Origin of the sequence: Tessaracoccus bendigoensis DSM 12906, assembly GCF_900141915.1 — a bacterium.
Lineage (GTDB): Bacteria > Actinomycetota > Actinomycetes > Propionibacteriales > Propionibacteriaceae > Arachnia > Arachnia bendigoensis.
Genome location: NZ_FQZG01000022.1, coordinates 1 through 23,112, shown reverse-complemented (window position 1 = coordinate 23,112; position 23,112 = coordinate 1). Strand labels below are relative to the sequence as shown.

Here is a 23,112-nt window from a genome sequence, read left to right as displayed (position 1 = left end):
AGCCGCTCTCGATTCCAGGATTGTCGGGGTTCCTTACTATAGTTGTGCCGATGGGTCTTATAGGACCCATCGACACAACGGAGGTAGGCCGTGCCCAAGCATCGCGTCATCGGAGGCGTCGTCGTGACGACCCCCGAAGGCGTGTTCGCCAACTATCGCCCGGCTGCGCACCTTATGCCTGCCGAGGTCTGGGAGATCGTGCGCCCGGTCGCGATCACGGCCTCCAGGGCGGCTGACTACGTATCGGTGGCCTCGGCTCACCACTGTCTGGGCACTGTGGCCCACTTCCTGGCGTGGGCTCACCGCGAGGGGCTCTCTCTCGACCTGGAGAGCATCTTCGTGCCCGACTACGTTGAGCGATACTGCGCGACGGCGCTGAGGCACCTGGCCACCGAGACCCAATCGACGCGCCGTGGCTATCTCCGTCGTGTCGGTGCGGCTTGCACCAAGAGGGCCCCTTGGCCTCCGCCGCCCAAGCCGTTCGCCACCAACCACACGATCCAGCCGCCCTACGGTGCCGAGGAGGTGGAGGCGCTCTGGGCCGCAGCGAAGTCTCAGGCCACGGACAACCGCGAGCGCGTGGCCACGGCGATGCTGACGCTGGGCCTGGGTGTGGGTGTGAAGCCCGGCGAGATGCTGGCTGTTACCGCCGGGACGGTCAAGGCGCATCCCCAGGACCCACGACTGGTCGTGATCCTCCTGGAGGACCGAGTGGTGCCCGTACGCAGCCAGTACGTCGAGCACCTGCTCGACCTGTGCGACCGCTACCCGGAGGAGCCCTTGGTCGGGGTGCACAAGGAGACGGCCAAGGACCCGCTGGGGGCACTGCGCCAGAACGTGCAGTGGCCCGAGTGGCTGGCCTTCCGCCCTGCGCGGCTCCGGACGACCTGGATGGCAGACGTTCTCGCCCAGAACCTGCGGATCAGTGAGTTCATGACCATCGCGGGCACCGTGTCCTCCAAGTCGTTGGAAGTCATCGCTCCCTATGTGGCACAGCGCATCGAGCACGACGAATACCTGTTCGCGGCTGCCGGGCTGGCGCGTCGATGAGGTGGCGTACCGGACCCGTCGACACCTCGACGTTCAATCGCGCGCTGGCCATCGTGCGCGCCTCGCGGGCGACCGAGCAGTGCCAACAGGACATGACCGCTCACCGAGGACGCAAGCGGTCCTACACCTATGAGGCCCTCTTCACCGTGCTCCAGATCGCGGCCCTCGAAGGTTTCGGGGAACTCCTCCTCTCTGATGTCGCGCAGGTGGTCGTTCGACTCACCCCGGCTCAACGGGAGGTGCTCGGGATCGAACGATTGTGGTCCTACGCCCTCATCGAGCAGGCGGTTACCGAACTGAGCACTGCCATGAAGGAACGCATCGACGAGGGGACGGGCGAAGTCACCGACGCCCGCTTGGGGATGGGTCTGGCGGAGTTCATGACCTCCCTGGCCAGCGACTTCATCCCGCCCCAGATCGCCCAGACTGACGCTCAGGCTGTGGACTCCACCGACTACGAGGCCCATGCCCGGAGACGCTCGTGGAAGCACCTCATGAAGGCCGACATCCCCGAAGACTCCCTTCCCGAGTTGGACGCGCTGGAAGGCGACGCACCCAAGAACGAGCCAGGCTGGCCCCTTCAAGGTGCTGACGGGCGGCACCAGCACACCGTCGACCCCGACGCCCGTGACGGCTATCGGGCAGGGAAGAACCGGAACCGCAAGGGTGTCTTCTGCGGGTGGGACCTGCACCTCTCGGTGGATGTTCCCGAGGTCGGCGGGCAGGCCCGACCGGGACTGATCCGGGGCGCATCCCTCTTCCCTGCTGGCACCTACAAGGCGGAGGGTGGGCTGGCGCTCATCGACGCCATGATCGCTGCCGACCGCAGACCCACCACGGTCCTGGTCGACCGTGGATACACCTACCCTCGACACCGAGCAGTGGGCACGCAAGGTGTGGTCCCGGGGCGTCGAGCAGGTCCTTGATCTCCACAGGAACCAGCGCACCCGGAGGCCAGGCCCCATTCCCGGCACGGTCTTCGTGGACGGCGGCCTGTTCAAGGACACCCTGCCCGCTGACCTGCGGACCTTGGGCGGCTATGCACTCGGCATGAGCGCCGAAGCCAAGGCACTCTTGGCCGAGCAGTACGACCGGCGCAAGTACCACGCCTTCACTCCCATGGGAGCGCCGAACTACGAGCGGGGCACGCAGCGTTACCGAGACCCCGTGCTCTCAGGCACGATGCGTTGCGCCAACCACCCCAAGTCGATGCGTCTCGATCCCTCCCGCTATCCGACGACGCAATGCGTCAAGGGGACCTCCTGTTCGTGCGGCACGACGGTGACACTTGGTCCCGACGACCTGATCAACCTCCGTCAGCGGCTGCTCTACGGCACCACGAAGTGGAAGGCATCCTATGGTCGCCGCTCCGCCGTGGAGTCGACCAACGCCTGCGTCAAGACGCACCACGCCCGACTGATGCGACACTCGACCCGAGTACGGGGGACTGAGCGCAACGGCATCCTGCTGTCGTTCATCCTCGCTGCGGTCAACGCCTCCTTGCTGATGACGCGCTATGGCTACGACGTGGGCACTCCACCCCAGACCGCAGATGACGCCGTGATCGAGCCCCTGCCTCAGGCACGGCCCACCAAGGCGCTGCACCGCCAACGCAAGTTCACCAGGCCGCGACGCGCTCAGGCACCACCCGGTTCTGAGCGCACCGGGCCCACGACGACGCCCTGGGTCACGGTGAAGCGGACAGCCAAGTCCCCCGGCAAGAGAAGCGTCAAGACGAAGTAGCACACACGGCGATGGCCCCTGCCCGGAAACACCCGGGCAGGGGCCATTTTGCGTCTTCGAGCGGCGAAGGGCCCTCGAAACAGGCCGCGCTGAGGCCCAGCCCGGCTGCCGAGGGAGAAAAGTAGTGAGATAGGTCTGGCCAGAGGCCCCGATGGACCTCTGGCCAGCCATTTACTGCTTCGATGGGGCCACATTCTTTGTGACACCCGGTGTGGAGCATAGGGGACTCGAACCCCTAACTTCCACCTTGCAAAGGTGGCACTCTACCAATTGAGTTAATGCCCCGAGACTCCGACGAGTATAGGGCAGGACCGGGTGGAATCGGCAACCGCACGGCGGCCCGACCCCGGCGCCCGCCATACTGGCCCCCATGGACACACAGCCACCGCGGGGTGGGCTCCTGACCCACGACGTCGTCGTCATGCAGCAGATCACCTCCTTCCTCGCCAACGATTTCGACATCCTCGACACCGACGGCGCGGTGATCGGCAGGTTCTCCGGTCAGGACTCGGTCGGCAAGCGGTTCTTCACCGGGCCGCGTGAGTTCACCCTCTTCGACAGCGACGGCACCCCGCTGCTCGACGTGCACGACGTCCCCAACTTCGGGTTCGACACCTTCGAGTTGACGGCACCGGGCGGGGCGCCCGTCGCCACCGTCAAGAAGAAGCTCTCCTTCATCCGACGCGTGATCGACGTCACAGCCGGAGACGGCACACGCCTCGAACTCCGTGGCGGGTTCTGGGACTTCAACTACGAGATCCTCGGAGGCGGTTCCCCGGTCGCACAAGTGTCGCGCCAGTGGGCCGGTATGGCGCACGGGTTCTTCGGTCGCAGTCGCTATGCGGTGTCACTCTCCCCTGCCCTCGGGCCGCATCACCGCCTCATGATCCTTGGCACCGTCGTCGCCCTCGATCTGATCCGCATGAAGGACGAGCGCAACAGCTCATCCTGACACCGACCCCGGCGGCACCCGGCAACTCGCGGCGCACGAGCGGCCCGTGCCGCCTCTGAGGACCGCCGAACCGTAGACTCGGGCCATGACGGATCCATTTTCCGACCCAGAGATCACAGCAATGCTCCGCTCGCGAGGCATCCAGCACCGCCCCGGACTCGCCGCTGAACTGATGACGGAGTTGGCACCGCTGCTCGCCGCAGACGGCATCGACCTCGACGACCCGAACCTTGACGTGAAGGAACTACAGCTTGCCCTGAACAGGGCCACGGAGTGGCACAATCTGCAGCTCTTCACCCCGGTCGGCCGTGACCGTGAGCGTGCGCTCGCCGTACTCAAGAGATTCTCCCTGGCCCTGAACGATGGGCGGCAGAGCGACGCGCAAGCCGAACTCAGCGCCATCGGCCCAGAAGCGACGAAGCACGTCCCGTCGGCCGCGCACGTCATCGGCGCTGGCCTCGGGCTGATCGACAGCTTCTTCGCCTCGCACCCATCCGAGCGGGTGTGGCTGCTGCCGGCGGCGGGCAACGGCCGACCAGCAGCCCGCGACATCCTCAAGCGGACCCGCTCGGGTCGGGCGTTCGACGCGCTGAATGATCTGATCATCGGGCATGCAGGGCAGGCGGTGCTCGACGGTGTGGCCTTGGTGATCGCTTCATGCGCGGCTACCCTCGCCGAGAGCGCCGATCTGTCGGTGGACGAGGCCGTGGCCGAGGTGTTCGCAAGCAGCCCAGAACCGGTGAGCCGCCGAGCACCGGTCAACCAACCCACACCGACGGGGCCAGTCCAACCTACGAGGCGTGACCGACGCACGCTGCGCGACATCAGACGGTGGTACGAGAAGGAGGGCTCCCTCAACGGGGAGTCATTGGACGACCAGATGTCCGATCTCGAAATACTGCTCTCCTGCTTCCGCTCAGTTGGCTTCGACCCCGATCGCCCCACCGATGCGGTCGCAATGCTCGAGCCCCTCGCCGACGAGATTGGCGAGGACGAGTTCGGCTTCATCTTGGATAGACTCCACGACTACCTCCATTTCCGAATCGAGACCTCCAGCAGCGCCCAAGCGTGGCAGGCCGTCCACGACCAGATCGTCGGCGAGGACGACGAACCGGAGCCGGACCTCTTCACCGAGGTTGCATGGGCGGTCATAGATTCCGCCGATGCCATCGACACGGAGGAGCGACGCGCAGCATTGGCGTCTACCCCCTTGATCGCGAAAATCCCCGAGCTTCTCAGCTGGATCGGCAAGGGACGCAAGATCACCCAGTCGGGGCTTCTTCGGCGGGCGGACATTGCGACCGTCGGGGCCATTTACGGCGTCACGGCCGTAGGGGTTGACCGGTTCCCGACCGAGACCGATGCGGTGCCCGGCACCATCTATGCGCGCAGCATGGCAGACGTCCGCCCGCTCATGACCTGGTGGGATGCCCTCAAATCGGTCGACGTGATCGAAGTATCCAGCCTCCAGGTCCGCCCTGGTCCCAACGCGCGCCTGTTCACCGACGCCGCAACTCCTGAGGAACGCGCAGAGACAATCCCCTTAGCTGAGCGGATGAACGCGTTCCCGCTGGTGTCGGCCCTCATCCAAGGTTTCCGGTTGAGCGCCTACCTCGACCTGGCGCCGGTTGAGCGTCTCATGGACCTGCTCCTCCTGGCGATGGCACCGAGCATTCCGGGATGGGCCTCGACCGAGCTTGCTCAGATCGACGCGATCACGTTCGACCCTGACATCTGGCTCGAAGAGTACGGCAGCGACCTCACGAGGGAAGACGCGCTCCGGGAAAGCGTGGACGAGTCGCTGCTGGCCATGCTCGATCACTTCGAGGAGCTCGGGCTCTTGACCCATGACGGGGCGGAGATCCACATACCTCCGGCCCTTCAAAGCATGATGGCGCGAGCCTTGTTGACGACGTGGCAGGTCCTGGACTCCTTCGAAGACGACTTCGATGAGTTCGATGAGGAACGGGGTTTTTCAGAGGAGGAGTAGATGGGCGGGTGGTTCGCTCCGCTCGCAGCCCGGCTCAACCAACGATGTCGGCGACCTCCATCCGCACGGCCGACGCCGACGCGTCGCTCCCCTCTTCCTCGGCCGCCAACTCGGCCGCGATCCGCGCCCGGTAGTTCGCCTTCTCCGCTTCCTTCCTCACGTCATCCCAACCCAGGGCCGAGGCGGCGATCTCTGCGACCTCGTCGACGGCCGCTCCCCCGCGGTCCCGGGCCTCCGAGTTCAGTCTGACCCTGGAGACAAGCACGTCCTCAAGGTGCAGCGCACCCTCGACGGCGCACGCCCGGTACACCTCTGCGCGGATGAACTGCGGTGCGGCCGCCAGCGGCTCCGCCAACGCCGGGTCCGCGTCGATCGTCGCCAACAGGTCGTCCAACTCCGAGCCGTACCGACGCAGCAGGTGCTGCATCCGGTCGGCGTCGAAACCGTACCGTCGACCGATCCGCTCCCCCTGGTTCGACATCGCCTCGAAGCCCTCCGCCCCGACCAGCGGCAGATGACCCGTCGGTGACGGCTTGGCCTCCGCCAACTCCTTACCCAACGCGAAGTCGACGGCGTCCTCGGCCATCACGCGATAGGTGGTCAACTTGCCGCCGGCGATCGCGACCATCCCCGGGACGACCTCGGTGACGGTGTGCTCCCGCGAGACCTTCGTCGACTTCGACTCGTCGAGCACCCTCGGCTGCAGCAGCGGGCGCAGCCCGGCATAGGTGCCGATGATGTCGTCGCGCGTCAACTCATCGGCCAGCACCTCGTTGGCTTGCGCGAGCACGTAGTCGATGTCGGCCGACGTGGGCACCGGGTGTTCGAGTTGCTCGTGCCAAGCGGTGTCCGTGGTGCCGATAACCCAGTAGTGCTGCCACGGGATGATGAAAAGCACCGACTTCTCGGTGCGCAGGAACAGCCCCGTCTGAGCCTTCAGCCGGTCGCGCGGGATGACGATGTGGATGCCCTTCGATGCCAGCACCTTCAGCCCGCCGGTGCCGCCCGCCATGTCCTGGGTCTGCTCAGTCCAGATGCCGGTGGCGTTGATTAGGCGCTTGGCGCGGATGGTCAGCGACTCCCCCGTCTCCAGGTCCACCGCCTCGACCCCGCAGGCGTGCCCACCGGTGTCCTTGAGGACCGACTTGACCTTCACGCGGCTCGCGGCCTGCGCGCCGTACTTGAGCGCGGTGCGCACGAGCGTGATCACCAGGCGCGCGTCGTCGACCCGGGCGTCGTAGAACTCGATCGCACCGCACAACGCCGACGGCTTGATCTCCGGGAACAGCTCCAGCGCGCCCTTCTTCGTGACGTGATGCTGTAGAGGGACGGTCTTGTGCCCGCCCGCGCCGATGACGGCGAGCGCGTCATACATGCCGACGCCCACAGCCGAGTAGATCCGCTCGATGGCGGGGGTCTTCAGGGGCCAGAGGAACGGCTGGGCCTCGACCAGGTGCGGCGCGATGAGCGTGAGCAGCCGACCTCGCTCCTTGAGGGCTTCGGCGACCAACTTGAAATCCAGGTTGTAGAGGTACCGCAGACCGCCGTGAACCAGGCGGGACGAGCGCGACGACGTGCCCGACGCCCAGTCCTGGGCCTCCACGATCGCGGTGCTGAGCCCCCGTGAAGCCGCGTCCAGCGCGATCCCGGCGCCCGTCACACCGCCGCCGATCACCAGCACGTCAACGATCTCTGTTGTCATGGTCTGCAACGCCATGCGCCGCTGCTCAGGGGTGAGAACTGGGTTTGTCATGGTTGGCTCCTCTGCTCGGGATGCCCACCATTCCCCGTCTGCACGTTTGTAGCAAGCCCCTTGCACGTTCGTGCAGAGGTGTCGACCGCACACTTCTATGCGTTGCAACCACCGCGTCGAGATCGTCTGCCTGAGGTGGACTTTCCGAGCTTGGCTGCCCCCCCTAGGATGGCGAATTGAGGAGGGAATGTGGCCGACAAGAGCAGTGAGTCCCTGCTTCCAGTTGCGCGAATGTACTACGTGCAGGGCGAGACGATGGATGCCATCGCCCACCACCTGAACGTCTCCCGCTCGACGGTGTCCCGGCTGCTCAAGGAGGCCCGCGACCGGGGTCTTGTGCGGGTCACGATCGTCGATCCCGAGCGACCACTCGGCAGGATGGCCGACCTCTTCCAGCGCTACTTCAATGTCACCGCCCACATCGTGCAGGTCCGCCCGGGGGCGAGCAGCGTGTTCCGCCTGGATCAGGTCTCCCGCACAGCCGCGGACCTTCTCGCCTCCACCGTGCAGGACAGCGACACCCTCGGTGTCGCGTGGGGCACCACCACATCCGCGATCGCCGCACACCTTCGCCCCCGCGACCTCCACGGCGTGACGGTGATTGGGCTCAACGGGGGCGCGAATCATCAGACGACCGGCCTGCCCTACGTCGGCAGCATCCTGCACCGCTTCGCCGAGGCGTTCAACGGGCAGGAGCAACTCCTCGCGCTGCCCGCCTTCTTCGACGACCCGGCGACCCGGGAGGCGATGTGGCGGGAGCAGAGCACCCAACACATCCTGGGTGTCCGTGGCAACTGCCGCGTCGCCCTGTTCGGCGTCGGCGGCCTCCACTCGGAGTTGCAGTCGCACGTCTACGCGTCGAACTACCTGAGCGAGGACGACCTGCGTGAGCTGCGCGACCTCAGGGTCGTCGGCGACGTGTGCACCGTCATGATCCGCGAGGACGGTTCCTTCCGCGACATTCCGCTCAACGACCGGGCGACGGGGATGACCCCTCGGGAACTCCAATCGATCCCACGCCGCATCTGCGTCGTCACCGGCCTCTCGAAGGCTTCCCCGATCCTCGGCGCGCTGCGGGCCGGCGTGGCAACCGACCTCGTCATCGACCAGGAGACGGCGCGAAGCGTGCTCACCCGGATGAAGCCTGGCATCCGCCTGATTTGAGCCCGACTTACAACTATCTATTTCCGCTGCCGTAGGGTGGAGGCCATGTCTGACTATGTTCTGACCGATGTGACTGACGGCATCGCCCGCATCACCCTGAATCGGCCAAAGGCGATCAATGCCTTGGATGCCTCCATGATCGACACCATGTATGAGGCCCTCACCGGCTGGAGCAGGGACGACGGTGTGACGGCGGTCGAGATCGTCGCGAACGGTGAGCGGGGGTTCTGCTCCGGGGCCGATGTCCGCGCCCTGGCGAAGGTCCTCGCGGACGGGGGACCCTGGCTGCACTTCCTCGAAGCCGAGTACGCGCTCGACATCGTGGTCGCCAACTATCCCAAACCGGTCACGAGCCACATGCGTGGCATCACGATGGGCGGCGGCATCGGCCTCGGTGGCCATGCCGACCGACGCATCGTCTACGCCGACACGGTGATGGCCATGCCTGAGACCAAGATCGGGTTCTTCCCCGATGTCGGTGTCATGTACCAGTTGTCGCGCGCGGGTGCGATCGGTCGCCACGTCGCTCTGACCTCGGCGACCTTCACCGGTGGCGATGCGCTGCTGCTGAACCTCGCCGACGAGTCGGCCGACGGCCCGCTGCCCTCTCCGCTGTTCGACGGCTCCAACACCTGGATCGAGGAGTGTTACGCCTCCGATGATCCTGTCGAGATAGCGCTGGCGCTCGAATCCCACCCCGATGAGGCTGCGCGCCAGGCGGGGCGCGACCTTAGGGCCCGCTCCCCGTTCGCGGTGCATGTCGCCCTGCGGGCGCTGATCCGCGCGGAGAAGTTGCAGTTGAGCGAGGTCCTCGACCAGGATCTCCGCCTCGCCGAGGGCATGCTTCCGATGGGCGATTTCGCCGAGGGCGTGCGTGCGGTGTTGATCGACAAGGACAACAACCCCACTTGGCGCTACCGCACCTTGGAAGAGGTGCCCCGCGAGGAGGTCGACGCGGTTTTCGCCTACCGCTCCAGTTGGCAGCGCTGACTTGGGGTTCAGTTGGTTGAGCCGGGCCGTGAGACGGCTCAACCACCCCGCCGGTTGAGCCGCGCCGACTCACCGTAGGCCGCCCGCAGGTTCGCGGTGGAGCGTCTGCTCAACTGCGTCAGAATCCCTGCGACCAACAACACGAAGTAGGCCACGTTCAGCCACCAGTTCTCCCCGAGGACCAGCGCCAACTCGTCGCTCGTCGCACCGGAAGGCGGGATCATCCCCGTCACCATCAACACACCCATGATGATCGCCGACGCACCACCCGCGGCCGCGACCAGCACCAGCAGGATCTCGGGCATGTTCGTCACGATGGCCACCGTGATGAGCACCGCGGCACCGAGCAGTGCGAATGTGAGTTGCAGCCAGCCGGGCGCGTCGAACAACCCCGCCAGCGCGGTGCCGAGCCCGAAGCCGACCGATCCCACCGCGAGGATGACCGCCGCAGCGTAGAACGCATAGGCCAAACCGCCGATGAGCAGAGCACCGACGAAGGCCGAAATCCAGCCGAGCACCCCGGAGAGGATCTGCTCCCCCGATAGCGCGGCGGCCAGGCCTGCGCCGAGGCTGAAGCCCACGAATGCGCCCCAGATCCCGATCACGGTGCGCATCGCGAGATAGCCGCGGAAACAGAACACGAGCCCGGCGACGATGGCCAGGATCCCCCAGAAGATGTGCATGGTCTCGGCTCCTTCTACTATGCCCTCCCCCGGGTCGCCGATTCGGGTGCGCGGGCACCGAAGGAGACCCGCACTGTCTCGTCGATCAGCCGGGCCGCACTCTTCGCGGTGCGGGAGTCGACGTCGAGGGAAGGGTTCAGTTCAACGATATCGAGGAGCGCCAACTTCCCGGACGCGGCAGCGGCGACGGCCGCGGCGGCAATGATCGGTGTGGCGACACCCATCGCGGCTGGAGCCGACACCCCGGGAGCGACCGCGGCCGGCAGCACGTCCAGATCCACCGTCAGATACAGGACGTCCAGGTCGGCCGCGAAGTCCTCCACGAACCGGCGGACGCCGGGGATGCCCGCCTCCTCGCACTCCAGGTCGGTCATCCAGCGCACCCCCAGCCTCCGGGCCTCCTGGAACAGGACCCCGGTGTTCGACGGCTCGGCGATGCCGACCACCGCATAGTTCAAAGCGGCGCCAACTGCTGCCTCGGCGTCGGCCATCTGCAGGAACGCGGTGCCAGACGTTGGGCGCGGTTCCCGACGAAGGTCAAAGTGCGCGTCGAGGTTCAGCACCCCCCAGCGGGGACGAGAACCGTCCGGACGAGGTCCCATGACCTTTGATCCCATCAACCCCCGATACGAAGCCCAGGCGGTCTCATGCCCGCCGCCGAGCACCACCGTCAGCCGACAATCCTCTGCATCCAGGGCCGCGGTGATCAGCGCGGCGGCCCGGTCCTGCCCGGATTCGAGGTCCTCGCCCTCGGTGACGGCGTCTCCGCGGTCCACTATCGCGATGCGTCCGTCTGCGAGGGCACCGTGCAGGGCTAGAGGCGCCAGTGCGCGACGAAGTGCGGCCGGGCCTTCGGCCGCGCCGACCCGGCCGGAGTTCCTCCTGACCCCTTCGTCGCTCCGGAATCCGAGCACGGCGAGGTGATCACCGGGGCTCCCACCCTCAGGCAACGCAACCACTTCGTGCCAGCGGGCATGTTCGGGCCCTTCGCCGTCGTGGCGGCCGGTCCAGGTATTGAAAGCGGATTCGGTGGGCATCAGCGGCTCCTCGCATCTTCTGGCGGGCGTCAAACCAGCTGCCCGCGGTACCCCGGCGGGCAGTGACCGATCTGGGGAATTTATCACTGACAAGGGTTGTCTGTGGCTGAGATCAAGGTTTCAATGGTCCGATCACCGCCTCACCGAAAGAGGGATGTCCACCCCTCCCAGATCGATCAAACACCGCGTGCCACAGGTCACCAGATGAAAGGACTCCCGTCATGCCTCAGCCCTTCACCCAGCACGACCCCACCCGCAAGATCCGCGCCCCACGCGGCACCGAACTGTCCGCGAAGAGCTGGCAGACCGAGGCTCCGATGCGCATGCTCATGAACAACCTAGATCCGGAGGTTGCCGAGCGTCCCGAAGACCTCGTGGTCTACGGCGGCACCGGCCGCGCGGCGCGCAGCTGGGAGGCCTTCGACGCCATCGTCGCGACCCTGAAGGACCTGGAGGACGACGAGACCCTGCTGGTCCAGTCCGGCAAACCTGTGGGGGTCCTGAAGACCAACATCTGGGCACCGCGCGTACTGATCGCCAACTCGAACCTCGTCGGGGACTGGGCGACCTGGCCGGAGTTCCGGAAGCTGGAGGCCGAGGGCCTCATGATGTACGGCCAGATGACGGCCGGCTCCTGGATCTACATCGCCACGCAGGGCATCCTGCAGGGCACGTACGAAACCTTCGCCGCCGTGGGCCAGAAGCGCTTCGACGACACCCTCGCCGGCACGCTGACCTTGACCGGCGGCTGTGGCGGCATGGGTGGGGCACAACCGTTGGCAGTGACCCTCAACCAGGGCGCGGTGCTGATCGTCGACGTCTCCGAAGAGCGCCTGCGCCGACGCCAGTCGAAGCGTTACCTCGACGAATTGGAAACCGATATCGACGTGGCCCTTGCGAAGGTCGTCGCAGCGAAGCATGAGCAACGCCCCCTCTCGGTTGGCCTGGTCGGCAACGCGGCGGAGGTCTTCCCCGAGCTGCTGCGGCGCCACCTGGCCGGTGAGATCGAGGTCGACATCGTCACCGACCAGACCTCGGCGCACGATCCGCTGTCGTACCTACCCGTCGAGTTCACCGTCGAGGAATGGGACCGTGAAGCCAAGGCCGACCCAGAGGGCTTCACGAAGAAGGCCCAGCGCTCGATGGCGCTCCAGGTCCAGGCCATGGTCGAGTTCCAGGACGCAGGAGCCGAGGTGTTCGACTACGGCAACTCCATCCGCGACGAGGCCCGCACCGCTGGCTACGACCGGGCCTTCGAGTTTCCCGGATTTGTGCCCGCCTACATCCGTCCCCTGTTCTGCGAGGGCCTCGGCCCGTTCCGCTGGGTCGCACTGTCAGGCGACCCGGAGGACATCCGCGTCACCGACGAGGCCATCAAGGAGCTGTTCCCCGACAACGAGCACCTGCACACGTGGATCGACGCCGCCCAGGAGTTCTTCGAGTTCGAGGGTCTTCCCGCCCGGATCTGCTGGCTCGGCTACGGCGAACGTCACCGGGCCGGGTTGCTGTTCAATCAGCTCGTCGCCGAAGGCAAGGTTTCGGCACCCATCGTGATCGGCCGCGACCACCTCGACTCCGGGTCCGTGGCCTCCCCCTACCGGGAGACCGAGGCCATGCTCGACGGCTCGGACGCCATCGCCGACTGGCCGTTACTGAACGCTCTGGTCTCGACGTCATCCGGAGCAAGCTGGGTATCGATCCACCATGGCGGCGGCGTCGGGATCGGCCGATCCATCCACGCCGGCCAGGTGGGGCTGGCCGACGGCACCGAGTTGGCCGCGGCCAAACTCACGGCGCTGCTGACCAACGACCCGGCGATGGGCGTGATCCGCCACGTCGACGCGGGCTATCCCAGGGCAATCGAGGTCGCCGCCGAGCGTGGTGTCCGCGTGCCGATGCTGCCAAGAGACTGACCACGTCCATGACCGACGCAGCCGGCTCCTACTCCGAGGTGGAGCCGACCGAGGTTATCTCGGACACACCCAAGCCTCGCGGGGCATGGAGATTCTTCGCCTACTCCGGGATCGGGATCTTCGTCTTCTTCGTCCCCGTGACGATCGCAGGCGACAACACCATCCTGCTCGACCACGTCGTCAACGGCCTGAGGGCGCTCCTCGGACCGGCCACCCCCTACGTCATCCTGGCGATCATCCTGTTCGGCACGATCTACCCGTTCGCGACGGGGCGGTGGCGGATCAGCACGACCAAGTCGGTCTTCGCGGTGCTCAACATCGTCGGCCTGGTCGCGGCCTCGATGATGGTGTTCGACTTCGGCCCAAGGTTCCTCCACGACGAGTCGCTCGGCCCGTTCCTCTTCCAGCGGCTGGTGATCCCTGTCGGGCTGATCGTGCCGATCGGGGCCATCTTCCTGGCGCTTCTGGTGGGCTACGGCCTGATGGAGTACATCGGGGTGCTGGTCAGGCCCGTGATGCGGCCGGTTTGGAGGACTCCAGGACGATCGGCCGTCGACGCGGTCGCCTCGTTCGTCGGCAGCTACGCGGTCGGGTTGCTGATCACGAACCGGCAGTACCGGACGGGCGGATATACCGCGCGGGAGGCGGCGATCATCGCCACCGGGTTCTCTACGGTGTCGGTGACGTTCATGGTCATCGTGGCCAGAACTCTCGACATCATGCACCTGTGGCTCTGGTACTTCTTCCTGGCGCTCGTGGTCACGTTCGTGGTGACGGCGGTGACGGCCCGGCTCCCACCGTTGAGCATCATCCCCGATACGACCTTCCCCGGTGTCGAGCCCAATCCGGAGCCGCAGATCACCGGCAGCAAGTGGAAGGCCGCCTGGGCCGATGCCATGCGTCAGCTCGCGCTGGCACCGAAGCTGCCGATCAACCTGTGGCAGAACTTCCGCGACGGCGTCCTGATGGTCTCGCAGATCCTGCCGTCGATCATGTCGGTCGGCCTGATCGCGCTGGTCATCGAGAAACACACCCCGCTATTCGAATGGTTGGGCTACATCTTCTATCCGATCGTCTGGCTGCTGCGGCTCCCGGATCCGGAGCTGGCCTCGACGGCGTTCGCCGTCGGCATCGCCGAGATGTTCCTGCCAGCGACGCTGGCCGCGGGTGCGACGTCGGAGTTGTTGCGCCTGGTCATCGCGGTCACCTGTGTTTCGCAGATCATCTTCTTCTCGGCGATCGTTCCGGCACTGATGGCCACGGACATCCCCATGAAGGTCTGGCACCTCGTGGTGATCTGGGTCGAGCGGGTCATGCTCAGCATCCTGTTCGCGGTGCCACTCGCCCACCTGATCTTGATGGTGGCCTGACAAGGGAAGGAAGGGTGGGTTCGTCATGGCCGAGCTGATCACGAACATTGGGGAACTGACCACGGTCGACGCCGAAGCGCGTGTGCTGCACGACGCGGCCGTCGTCATCGAGGACGGGAGGATCGCCTGGCTGGGGTCGGCTTCGGCCGCCCCACCGGCCGACACCATGGTCGACGCGGATGGCGCCGCCATGCTGCCCGGCTGGGTGGACTCCCACACGCACCTGGTGTTCGCGGGCGACCGGAGCGCCGAGTTCGAGGCCCGGATGGCGGGTGAGTCCTACTCCGCAGGGGGGATCGGCGTCACCACGGGTGCCACCCGGGCCGCGGACGACGACAACCTCTCACGCCTCATCCGGGGCCGGGTCGCGGAGGCGTTCGCAGGGGGCACCACCTATCTCGAAACCAAGACCGGCTACGGCCTTGAGATCGAGGAGGAGGCCCGCCACGCCCGGCTCGCGGCGACCCAGGTCGACACCGTCACCTTCCTCGGCGCCCACCTGGTGCCCGAAGGGGTGGACGCGGACGAGTATGTGGACATCGTCTGCGGCCCGATGCTGGAGGCAGTGCGCCCGTTCGTGCAGTGGGCAGACGTGTTCTGCGAGCGCGGCGCCTTCGATGAGGCGCAGTCCAGGAAGGTGCTGCTGACATGCGCGGACGCCGGGCTCGGGTTGCGGGTACACGGCAACCAACTCGGCGAGGGGCCGGGCGTCCGCCTGGCGGTGGAGGTCGGGGCGGCCAGCGTCGACCACGTCAATCACCTGAGCAACGACGACATCGAGGCCCTCGCGGGCACCTGGAGCGGGTGGGACAAGGCGACCTCCACCGGCTCGCCTGGCACCGTCGCGACCTGTCTGCCGGCCTGTGATCTGTCCACCCGTCAGCCGTTGGCCCCAGGACGTCGGCTGCTGGACGCGGGGGTCGAGATCGCGCTGGCCTCGAACTGCAACCCCGGCACCAGCTACACCACGGCGATGAACTTCAACGTCGGTACGGCCGTGCTGCAGATGGGGCTGACCCTCGCCGAGGCGCTGCGGGCGGCGACCTTCGGGGGCGCGTTGGCGGTGCGGGCGCAGGACGAGGTGGGTTCCATCGAGGTCGGCAAACGTGCCGACCTCCATCTCTTGAACGCTCCCGCGGCGATTCACCTCGCCTACCGCCCTGGCATGCCGCTGACCCGCTCGGTGTGGCGCCAGGGGCTGCGGATCAGGTGAGTCGATCCCCCGGCGTCGGCTCCCCGGAAAATCGACCAGTGGCCGATTCTGACCCGTCCTGCCGCGAGGATCGACCACTGCCTACCCCGTGGTCACGCCGCCGTCAGCTCCGCACCGCCCGCGAGACCACCTCGAGCGCGACCCGCACACCTTCGTCGACGCCGAGTCGCTCGGCAAGGCCCGCGTCGTGGATGGGAGAGGTGAGGTCGCCCTGCCGGAACAGGAAGGTCGCCTCAAGGAGTTCGTAGCGCAAACCGCCGTCTCCCAGAGGCTCAAGGAGGCGCGAAGAGCCATTTCCCAAACCCAACTCTGAGACCGGGAAGCTCTTCTGGGTGTCCGCCGCCCGGTCCCAGGTGCGTACGGACGCGAGGGTGTCGGCCACCGACTGGCCATAGGCCGTGGCGGCCGTGGAGACGGCGTCGGCGACGGTTCCCGGGACGGCGGCGAGGGCCTCGATCCCGACCCAGTCGGAGTCGACGGCCCGCTCGACGAACCCTGCCCACGAGTCGCTCGCGGGCACCGTCACCTGGATCCCGCCACAGAAGGCGAGGTCGTCAGTCTCGCAGGCGGATTCGTCGACGACGATGCCGGTGATCGGGGTGCGCAACTGTTCGAAGGACCTCATGGGTCCATTCCACGTCGACCTGGGCCGGAACTCAAGCAGCCATATCCAGATGTGGGGGTGGCAGATCGCCCGATCTGATGCACCGCAGCGAGGAATTAATCAGTGGTTCAGACGAGCCCGAGTTCCTCGAACGCGGCGACCAGGCCGTCGTTCTCCGGCCCTTCTGCGAACCGGTCCGCCGCGGCCAGGACGAGGGGGTCTGAGCCCTTGATCGCGACGCCGATACCGGCCTCCTCCAGCATCTCCACGTCGTTGACCCCGTCGCCGAAAGCGACGACGTCCTCGGGCGCCACGCCCAGGTAGGCGGCGGCGACCCGCATCCCGATCCCCTTGTGGACATCGGCGAGGTGGATCTCACCTGCCGAACCGCCCAGCCCCGAAATCGAGCTGGGTAGCAGCGCGACCTCTGGGCCGATCTGTTCGATGAGCAACTCACCCGAAACGGGCGAGTCGAAGAAGGAGATCTTGCTGAACGAGGTGTGCAGGAGATCCTCCGACATCTCGAGCCGTTCGAGGACGTCGCGGGGGCCACCGCCGTCGCCCTCCTCGTGCGCGAGCCGACCCGCACCGAGCCTCGCAGCCATGACGGCGTCGATACCCGGTAGGCCGTACAGGGCATCCGGCGCCTCGAGGAGGAATGCGACGCGGTGCCTGGTCAGCGTCCGGACGGCTCGGGTCGCCACCGCGGCCGGGAATCGACGGTCGGACAGCACCTCACCGGCGACCTCGACGTAGCCACCGCCCGATGCCACGATCCCGTCGAACCCGGCCACGAGCCGTCGCGCCGGCAGCATCGACTTGGGTCGCCCGGTGCAGAGCATGACGGCGTTGCCCGCGGCCCTCGCGGCCCGGACGACCTCGACGTGCGCCGGCGGCACCTCCCCGAGGTGGGCGAGGGTGCCGTCGAAGTCGAGAAAGATGGCCCTCTTCACGCTGCGCACCGCTCGCGGGGTGAGTCGACGGCGGGCGTGGGCTGTTGTCCGGTCATGGGACCATTCCACGCCACCAGCCACGCGAACTCAAACCCGGGACGAGTTCAGGCGGGCGGGACGGCACCACATCCAGGCAGGCAGTGGCCCATCCTCGTCACCAGACAGATCAGAATCGACCACTGGCCGATTTTCGCGGGTCGGTCAGGCTGGGAGGAGGGGGCAGCGCTTATCCTTCCAAACGACCACCCACGTGACGCCTCCGACGCGGGCCGCGGGCCCTGAGACGCCGACACCGCGGTAGCACCTACTATTGGTGCGTCACCGAGAGGAACCCATGACCCAGATCCACGACGTCATCATCATCGGCTCCGGCCCGGCCGGGTACACCGCCGCCATCTACGCCGCCCGCGCGAACCTGAAGCCCCTCATCTTCGAGGGCGCGCTCGAATCGGGTGGCGCGCTGATGAACACCACCGAGGTGGAGAACTACCCTGGCTTCCCGGAAGGCATCGACGGCCCCGACCTCATGGCGAACATGCGGGCGCAAGCCGAGCGGTTCGGTGCCGAACTGATCACCGACGACGTCACCGCCGTCGATCTCACCGGAGAGATCAAGATCGTCAAGGATTCCGACGATGTCGAGTACCGGGCGAAGGCCGTCATCCTCGCGATGGGATCCGGTTACCGGCGGCTGGGTCTGCCCGACGAAGAGCGGCTCTCCGGCCGAGGCGTTTCCTGGTGCGCTACCTGTGACGGCGCCTTCTTCCGCGACAAGCCCATCGCTGTCATCGGAGGTGGCGACTCGGCTGTCGAGGAGGCGACCTTCCTGTCCCGATTCGGCTCGAAGGTGGTCCTCGTGCACCGCCGCGACCAACTGCGCGCATCCAAGATCATGGCCGATCGCGCCGAGCGTGACCCCAAGATCGAATTCGCCTGGAACTCCACGATCGAATCCATCAACGGCGCCAACTCGGTCGAGTCGATCACGCTTCGCAGCACCCTTGACGGCAGCCTGCGCGACATCGAGATCAACGGCCTGTTCATCGCCATCGGGCACGATCCCCGCTCGGAGTTGGTCCAGGGCCAGGTCGACCTGGACGCCGCCGGCTACGTCCTGGTCCAGGGCCGCACCACGGAGACGAACCTGCCCGGCGTGTTCGCGTGCGGCGACCTCGTCGACCACACCTACCGTCAGGCCGTCACGGCTGCGGGCACCGGCTGTTCTGCGGCGCTGGACGCCGAACGCTACCTTCAGGACTTCGAAGACGGGGTCCGTAGCCCAGCCGTCTAGAATGGGTGCTTCGAAAGAAGGAGAAGAGTCGTGGCAGTGACCGATGTGACCGAAAAGTCGTTCGCAGACGAAGTTCTGATGGCCGATGGCCTTGTGGTCGTTGATTACTGGGCCGACTGGTGCGCACCGTGCAAGCAGCTCTCGCCCATCGTCGAGGAGCTCTCACGGGAGTACGCCGACGTCAAGTTCGTGAAGGTCGACACCAACGACAACCCGAACCTGGCGGCCGAGCAGGGCATCATGTCGCTGCCCACGCTGCAGTTCTTCCAAGGAGGCCGAGTGGCGAAGTCCCTTTCCGGTGGAAAGACGAAGAACGCGCTCAAGAAGGCCCTCGAAGAGTTTCGCTGATGACTGAGCAGTCGCCGCACTCGGCCGACGAGGAGACCACGAATTCCGACTGGAAAGCCGTGGGGCATCAGGACGCCGACCCGGCGCACCATCCCCCGCTACCCAAGGCGGTCAAGGTCGGAGGGCTCGCGCTGCTGGTCGTCGTCATGGTGGCGGCGGTGCTTGTCGGCCTGCGTTTGGGTGGGGCTTTGGAGCCGGAGCCCGAGCCGAGCCCGACACCCAAGCTGACGATGGAGCCCCCGGTCCAGCTTGGGTCATACGTGCGCGGCGCTCTGAACACCTCCGATGACGGCAACCTGGTGAGCGCGGATTACACCGATGGCACCGCCTCGATCGTGCTCCTCCTGCAGTGGCCACAAGACGACCTCGGGGCTTTCATGCTTGATGCCGGGTTCCGGGATTCCGCCCCGTCCTCAAGCGCGACTCCCTCCGTCACCGGCACCCCTTCCGCCATGCTCACCCCCTCCGTAAGCGGCAGCCCCTCAGCCAGCGGCAGCCCCTCCCCCAGCGGCACGGAAGCCACCGGTGTAGCCCTGTGCGGATACTCCCCGGAGTTCTCCGACGAAGAGACCATCGGCTGCGCCACCGTGACTCAGGACACGGGCCTGATGGTGGTCGGTCTGTCGAACCAGGCCGAGGAGGAGATCCGCGGGTTGCTGGAGGACTTTGAGCAGGCCGTTACGCCCTGACGGCAGGGGCTATGGTGACGCTGTCGGGGCAGAGACAACGATTGGCAAGGAACAGTGAGCGAGCAGGAACGACACGACACCCGGCTTGACCGGTTCGTCGACAGCTATTCACAGCGCACAAACGGGATGCGGGTCTCCGCCGTCCGGGCACTGTTCGCGGTTGCCAACCGGCCCGAGATCGTCTCCCTGGCTGGCGGCATGCCGAACATCGCCGACCTCCCCCTTCACGGGATCGCACAATCCATCGCCGCGATGATCGAGCACAACGGTGCCCAGGTGATGCAGTACGGCTCCGGCCAGGGCGAGCTCGGGCTGCGGGAGCAGATCCTCGAGGTCGTGGCCCTCGAGGGGATCACCGCCCATCCCGACGACATCGTCATCACCGCCGGTTCTCAGCAGGGGCTCGACCTCGTCACCCGGATCTTCTGCGACCCCGGCGACGTGATCCTGGCCGAATCACCGTCGTACGTCGGGGCGATCGGCACCTTCCTCAGTTACCAGACCGAGGTGGTTCACATCCCTGGCGACGACGGCGGCATCGACCCCGTCGCGCTGCTGGAGACGACGCGGCGGCTGCGGGCCGAGGGCAAACGTGTGAAGTTCCTCTACACGATCCCCAACTACAACAACCCGTCCGGCACGACCCAGTCGATGGAGCGGCGCCGCGAGGTGCTCAGCGTATGCGAGTCCCAAGGGGTCATAGTCGTCGAAGACAACCCTTACGGGCTCCTCTCGCTCGACGCCGACCCGATCCCGGCGATGCGCTCGATCGACCCGAACGTCATCTACCTCGGCTCGTTCTCGAAGACATTTGCGCCCGGCTTCAGGGTCGGTTGGACGCTGGCCCCACACGGGGTGCGGGAGAAGCTCGTCCTCGCGCAGGAATCGGCGACGCTGTGTCCGCCGGTATTCAGCCAGTTCGCCATCTCCACCTACCTGAGCACGCAGGACTGGCAGGGCCAGATCGGTGTCTTCAAGGACATGTACCGGCAAAGGCGCGACGCGATGCTCACGGGGCTCGAGGAGCACATGCCAGAGGGGTCCACCTGGACACACCCAGCGGGCGGTTTCTTCGTCTGGGCGACACTTCCGGAAGGTGTCGACTCTCAAGCCATGCTGCCGCGGGCCGTCGACGCCCGGGTCGCCTACGTGCCCGGTCCCGCGTTCTACGCAGACGGGGATGGCGCCCGCAATGTTCGCCTGTCCTACTGCTTCCCCACACCGGAACGAATTCGGGTCGGCGTACAGCGCTTCGCCGATGTGATCCGCAATGAACTCGAAGTCATGAGCACGTTCGGCATCAGGGTTTCCCCGACCCGCCTACGCCGGGCCCCCGGACCGAGCCCCGACCTGACCTGAGCGAACGAGGAGAGTGGAATCCACATGACCGTCATCGTGATCGACGGAGGCCTTAGCCACGAGAGGGATGTATCCCTACGATCCGGGCGTCGGGTCGCACAGGCGCTGCGTGAGGTCGGGATGGAGGTGATCGAGGCCGACGTCTCGGGTGAGCTCGTCCAGTTGCTACGCGCCACCCCCGACCCGATCGTCGTGCCCATGCTTCACGGGGGCCTCGGTGAGGACGGTGCGCTCCGCGAGGTGCTCGACCTACTCGATGTCCGCTACGTCGGTGCATCTGGCGCAGCCTCGAGATTGACCTTCGACAAATCCATCGCCACCTCCGTCATCCGTGCCGCCGGCCTGGCCACACCGAAGCAGATCGCGCTGCCCCACGACATCTTCCGCGAGCTCGGTGCCCCTGCCTTGATGGAAGGCATCGGGGAGCAGCTCGGCTACCCGCTCATGGTGAAGCCGTCCCGCAGCGGCTCTGCCCTCGGGGTCACCAAGGTCAACGATGCGACAGAGCTTCCCAGCGCACTGGTCGCTGCTTACGCCTACGGCCCTGTCGCCGTCATCGAGTCATACCTCGACGGCATCGAGATCGCTGTGACGGTCCTCGACGAAGGCGACGGCCCGGTTGCGTTGCCTCCGGTTGAGATCCTCCCCGAATCGGGCATCTACGACTATGAGTCGCGCTACACCGCCGGGGCAACACGCTTCATCACTCCGGCCGAGTTGCCGACAGGAGTCCTTGAGCAGGTGGCGGAGCTGGCCGTGGCAGCTCACCGAACCCTCGGGCTGCGCCACATCTCCCGAATGGACATGATCGTGACAGAGGGTCGACCGGTGTTTTTCGAGGGGAACGTGGCTCCTGGCATGACGGAGACATCCCTTGCCCCCTTGGCCATCGAGGCGGCTGGGCGCGAGGTCGGGGAGGTGTTCGCCAAGCTCGTCGCCCTCGTGGGCCGCTGAGATGAAGCTTCGCACGAAGCAGGTGCTCGCCATTGTGGCCGGATGCGTCGTCGCCATCGCAATGATGCTTCTCGGGCTGTGGCAGATGGATTCGTATGAGGAGTCGACGCGGGACGTCTCTGCCGAACGGGCCGCGGAGGAGCCGGTGTCGTTGGCCGCGAGCGTCGCCGAGGACGGCGCCATCGATGACATCTACGGGCACCGGGTGACTCTCTCTGGACAGTTTGTGCCCGCGTACCAGGTTCTTGTCGGCGAGTCCGATCCTCTCCGTGTAGCCACAGCCTTCCGGCTGGACGACGAGCGCTATGTGGTGGTCGTCAGGGGAACGGTTTCACCCGGCGTCGAGCCGACCGCTCCCCCGGCCGGCGAGCAGGCCCTGGAGGGGATCTTCCTGGCACCGGATAAGCCAGGCGAAGGTTCGGCATCAGTGTCGGCCGACCTTCCGACGCTTCGGGTCCAGCAGTTGGCCCAGGAATGGCCCTCGCCGCTCATCGGCGGATACGTCACGTTGTCCGCAGACGACTCAGCGGCCCAAGGTCTCGGCACGGCGCCACTTGAACTCCCCGAGCGTGAAGGATCGGCGACCCACCGCGGCTACGCGCTTCAATGGTGGGTGTTTGCGGCCGGAGCTGTCGCTTTCGGAGCCTACGCGGCAAGGGGCTTCGCCAAGGACGAGGCCAAGAAGTTGGCGAAGAACCAGAAGGCGGAGGATACCGACCTGGCGGTCTGAGTGTTCGTGTGGGTTCGGTCGGTCCATCACTCGGCTGGAGAGCGACCCGCGGATGGTCGCCACCGGCCCAGTCCAGCGCCGACACGACACCAGCGGGAAGGCTCGACACCAGCGATCCACCGCCGTCACCAGGGATATGCCGTCGACACCAGCCTTCTGACGTCGACACCTGCGGAAGGGCTCGTCACCAGCGATCCGGCGCCGATACCTGCGGAAAGGCTCGTCACCAGCGGTAAACAGCTGGTGTCCAGCGATACCGCTGGTATCGGCCACAAACCGTGTGTCCACGACCATCACCACCACCTGGCAGCACGACGGACGAGCAC

The 23,112-nt window shown here is 66.4% G+C and carries 21 protein-coding genes and 1 tRNA gene; 16 read left to right on the top strand and 6 right to left on the bottom strand.

Features of this window, described 5'->3' with window-relative positions:
- The first annotated feature begins 90 nt into the window (after nt 1-90).
- Genes BUC15_RS07400 through BUC15_RS07390 form a run of 3 tightly spaced genes read left to right on the top strand, consistent with a single transcriptional unit; the run spans nt 91 to nt 2,793 of the window.
- Nucleotides 91-1,050, top strand: coding sequence for a hypothetical protein (locus tag BUC15_RS07400; protein WP_073186892.1), 960 nt, complete (start codon nt 91-93; stop codon nt 1,048-1,050).
- Nucleotides 1,047-1,976, top strand: a complete 930-nt coding sequence (locus tag BUC15_RS07395) for a hypothetical protein (RefSeq protein ID WP_073186891.1) — start codon at nt 1,047-1,049, stop codon at nt 1,974-1,976. The genes BUC15_RS07400 and BUC15_RS07395 overlap by 4 nt, the downstream gene beginning before the upstream one ends.
- Nucleotides 1,903-2,793, top strand: a complete 891-nt coding sequence (locus tag BUC15_RS07390) for a hypothetical protein (protein WP_139280140.1) — start codon at nt 1,903-1,905, stop codon at nt 2,791-2,793. The genes BUC15_RS07395 and BUC15_RS07390 overlap by 74 nt, the downstream gene beginning before the upstream one ends.
- A 212-nt stretch (nt 2,794-3,005) precedes the next feature.
- On the opposite strand, the gene BUC15_RS07385 is transcribed toward BUC15_RS07390, so the two are convergent.
- A tRNA-Ala gene (locus tag BUC15_RS07385) sits at nt 3,006-3,078 on the bottom strand.
- 85 nt (nt 3,079-3,163) lie between these two features.
- On the opposite strand from BUC15_RS07385, the gene BUC15_RS07380 reads away from it, so the two are divergent.
- Together BUC15_RS07380 and BUC15_RS07375 are read left to right on the top strand one after the other, a co-directional pair.
- On the top strand, nt 3,164-3,745 hold the full coding sequence (locus tag BUC15_RS07380) for an LURP-one-related/scramblase family protein (RefSeq protein WP_073186889.1): 582 nt from the start codon (nt 3,164-3,166) through the stop codon (nt 3,743-3,745).
- Nucleotides 3,746-3,830: 85 nt separating this feature from the next.
- Nucleotides 3,831-5,735, top strand: a complete 1,905-nt coding sequence (locus BUC15_RS07375; protein ID WP_073186888.1) for a hypothetical protein — start codon at nt 3,831-3,833, stop codon at nt 5,733-5,735.
- 34 nt (nt 5,736-5,769) lie between these two features.
- On the opposite strand, the gene BUC15_RS07370 is transcribed toward BUC15_RS07375, so the two are convergent.
- Complete coding sequence (locus BUC15_RS07370; RefSeq protein WP_073186887.1) at nt 5,770-7,488, bottom strand: glycerol-3-phosphate dehydrogenase/oxidase; 1,719 nt, start codon at nt 7,486-7,488, stop codon at nt 5,770-5,772.
- Between the two features lie 189 nt (nt 7,489-7,677).
- Here BUC15_RS07370 and BUC15_RS07365 point away from each other — a divergent pair, with 189 nt between their 5' ends.
- Nucleotides 7,678-8,652 carry a sugar-binding transcriptional regulator gene (locus BUC15_RS07365; RefSeq protein ID WP_245787918.1) on the top strand — a complete coding sequence of 325 codons (975 nt, stop codon included), beginning with the start codon at nt 7,678-7,680 and terminating at the stop codon, nt 8,650-8,652.
- A 45-nt stretch (nt 8,653-8,697) separates the two neighbouring features.
- Entirely contained in the window at nt 8,698-9,642 is a 945-nt protein-coding gene (locus tag BUC15_RS07360; protein ID WP_073186886.1) for an enoyl-CoA hydratase/isomerase family protein, read from the top strand.
- Between the two features lie 38 nt (nt 9,643-9,680).
- On the opposite strand, the gene BUC15_RS07355 is transcribed toward BUC15_RS07360, so the two are convergent.
- Nucleotides 9,681-10,325, bottom strand: coding sequence for a hypothetical protein (locus BUC15_RS07355; protein ID WP_073186885.1), 645 nt, complete (start codon nt 10,323-10,325; stop codon nt 9,681-9,683).
- 17 nt (nt 10,326-10,342) lie between these two features.
- The gene (gene hutG / locus BUC15_RS07350; RefSeq protein ID WP_073186884.1) at nt 10,343-11,362 is read right to left on the bottom strand and encodes a formimidoylglutamase; all 1,020 of its coding nucleotides are present in this window, start codon (nt 11,360-11,362) and stop codon (nt 10,343-10,345) included.
- A gap of 221 nt (nt 11,363-11,583) precedes the next feature.
- On the opposite strand from hutG, the gene BUC15_RS07345 reads away from it, so the two are divergent.
- Genes BUC15_RS07345 through hutI form a run of 3 tightly spaced genes read left to right on the top strand, consistent with a single transcriptional unit; the run spans nt 11,584 to nt 15,858 of the window.
- Entirely contained in the window at nt 11,584-13,275 is a 1,692-nt protein-coding gene (locus BUC15_RS07345; RefSeq protein ID WP_073186883.1) for a urocanate hydratase, read from the top strand.
- Nucleotides 13,276-13,283: 8 nt separating this feature from the next.
- Nucleotides 13,284-14,645 carry a YjiH family protein gene (locus BUC15_RS07340; protein ID WP_084189433.1) on the top strand — a complete coding sequence of 454 codons (1,362 nt, stop codon included), beginning with the start codon at nt 13,284-13,286 and terminating at the stop codon, nt 14,643-14,645.
- Nucleotides 14,646-14,670: 25 nt separating this feature from the next.
- Entirely contained in the window at nt 14,671-15,858 is a 1,188-nt protein-coding gene (gene hutI, locus BUC15_RS07335; protein WP_073186882.1) for an imidazolonepropionase, read from the top strand.
- Between the two features lie 103 nt (nt 15,859-15,961).
- Here the strand turns inward: hutI and BUC15_RS07330 are convergent, their stop codons facing one another.
- Both BUC15_RS07330 and BUC15_RS07325 read right to left on the bottom strand, forming a co-directional pair.
- Nucleotides 15,962-16,483: a UDP-N-acetylmuramate dehydrogenase gene (locus BUC15_RS07330; RefSeq protein WP_073186881.1), complete on the bottom strand. Its 522-nt coding sequence runs from the start codon at nt 16,481-16,483 to the stop codon at nt 15,962-15,964.
- A 107-nt stretch (nt 16,484-16,590) separates the two neighbouring features.
- A complete protein-coding gene (locus BUC15_RS07325) occupies nt 16,591-17,415 on the bottom strand; it encodes an HAD hydrolase family protein (RefSeq protein ID WP_217652147.1) in 825 nt (274 codons plus the stop codon).
- Between the two features lie 334 nt (nt 17,416-17,749).
- Between BUC15_RS07325 and trxB the strand changes: the two genes are divergently transcribed.
- From trxB to BUC15_RS07295, 6 genes are read left to right on the top strand one after another with little or no spacing between them, the layout of a single operon-like run.
- Nucleotides 17,750-18,706 carry a thioredoxin-disulfide reductase gene (gene trxB, locus BUC15_RS07320; RefSeq protein ID WP_073186879.1) on the top strand — a complete coding sequence of 319 codons (957 nt, stop codon included), beginning with the start codon at nt 17,750-17,752 and terminating at the stop codon, nt 18,704-18,706.
- A gap of 30 nt (nt 18,707-18,736) precedes the next feature.
- Nucleotides 18,737-19,054 (top strand): thioredoxin, encoded by a 318-nt coding sequence (gene trxA / locus BUC15_RS07315; protein WP_073186878.1) that lies wholly within the window; start codon nt 18,737-18,739, stop codon nt 19,052-19,054.
- Nucleotides 19,054-19,743 carry a hypothetical protein gene (locus tag BUC15_RS07310; RefSeq protein WP_073186877.1) on the top strand — a complete coding sequence of 230 codons (690 nt, stop codon included), beginning with the start codon at nt 19,054-19,056 and terminating at the stop codon, nt 19,741-19,743. Before trxA ends, BUC15_RS07310 begins: the two co-directional genes overlap by 1 nt.
- Nucleotides 19,744-19,797: 54 nt before the next feature.
- Nucleotides 19,798-21,102, top strand: a complete 1,305-nt coding sequence (locus tag BUC15_RS07305) for an aminotransferase-like domain-containing protein (protein ID WP_073186876.1) — start codon at nt 19,798-19,800, stop codon at nt 21,100-21,102.
- Between the two features lie 18 nt (nt 21,103-21,120).
- A complete protein-coding gene (locus BUC15_RS07300) occupies nt 21,121-22,056 on the top strand; it encodes a D-alanine--D-alanine ligase family protein (RefSeq protein WP_217652154.1) in 936 nt (311 codons plus the stop codon).
- A 1-nt stretch (nt 22,057) separates the two neighbouring features.
- Nucleotides 22,058-22,786 (top strand): SURF1 family protein, encoded by a 729-nt coding sequence (locus BUC15_RS07295; protein WP_073186874.1) that lies wholly within the window; start codon nt 22,058-22,060, stop codon nt 22,784-22,786.
- The last annotated feature ends 326 nt before the right edge of the window (nt 22,787-23,112 follow it).

What these genes read in the sequence shown, in the direction of transcription:
- hutI (WP_073186882.1), top strand. Translation starts at nt 14,671, where the DNA reads ATGGCCGAGCTGATCACGAACATTGGGGAACTGACCACGGTCGACGCC.
- BUC15_RS07395 (WP_073186891.1), top strand. Translation starts at nt 1,047, where the DNA reads ATGAGGTGGCGTACCGGACCCGTCGACACCTCGACGTTCAATCGCGCG.
- BUC15_RS07345 (WP_073186883.1), top strand. Translation starts at nt 11,584, where the DNA reads ATGCCTCAGCCCTTCACCCAGCACGACCCCACCCGCAAGATCCGCGCC.
- BUC15_RS07295 (WP_073186874.1), top strand. Translation starts at nt 22,058, where the DNA reads ATGAAGCTTCGCACGAAGCAGGTGCTCGCCATTGTGGCCGGATGCGTC.
- BUC15_RS07340 (WP_084189433.1), top strand. Translation starts at nt 13,284, where the DNA reads ATGACCGACGCAGCCGGCTCCTACTCCGAGGTGGAGCCGACCGAGGTT.
- BUC15_RS07370 (WP_073186887.1), bottom strand. Translation starts at nt 7,488, where the DNA reads ATGACAAACCCAGTTCTCACCCCTGAGCAGCGGCGCATGGCGTTGCAG.
- BUC15_RS07330 (WP_073186881.1), bottom strand. Translation starts at nt 16,483, where the DNA reads ATGAGGTCCTTCGAACAGTTGCGCACCCCGATCACCGGCATCGTCGTC.
- BUC15_RS07375 (WP_073186888.1), top strand. Translation starts at nt 3,831, where the DNA reads ATGACGGATCCATTTTCCGACCCAGAGATCACAGCAATGCTCCGCTCG.
- trxB (WP_073186879.1), top strand. Translation starts at nt 17,750, where the DNA reads ATGACCCAGATCCACGACGTCATCATCATCGGCTCCGGCCCGGCCGGG.
- hutG (WP_073186884.1), bottom strand. Translation starts at nt 11,362, where the DNA reads ATGCCCACCGAATCCGCTTTCAATACCTGGACCGGCCGCCACGACGGC.
- BUC15_RS07355 (WP_073186885.1), bottom strand. Translation starts at nt 10,325, where the DNA reads ATGCACATCTTCTGGGGGATCCTGGCCATCGTCGCCGGGCTCGTGTTC.
- BUC15_RS07360 (WP_073186886.1), top strand. Translation starts at nt 8,698, where the DNA reads ATGTCTGACTATGTTCTGACCGATGTGACTGACGGCATCGCCCGCATC.
- BUC15_RS07380 (WP_073186889.1), top strand. Translation starts at nt 3,164, where the DNA reads ATGGACACACAGCCACCGCGGGGTGGGCTCCTGACCCACGACGTCGTC.
- BUC15_RS07310 (WP_073186877.1), top strand. Translation starts at nt 19,054, where the DNA reads ATGACTGAGCAGTCGCCGCACTCGGCCGACGAGGAGACCACGAATTCC.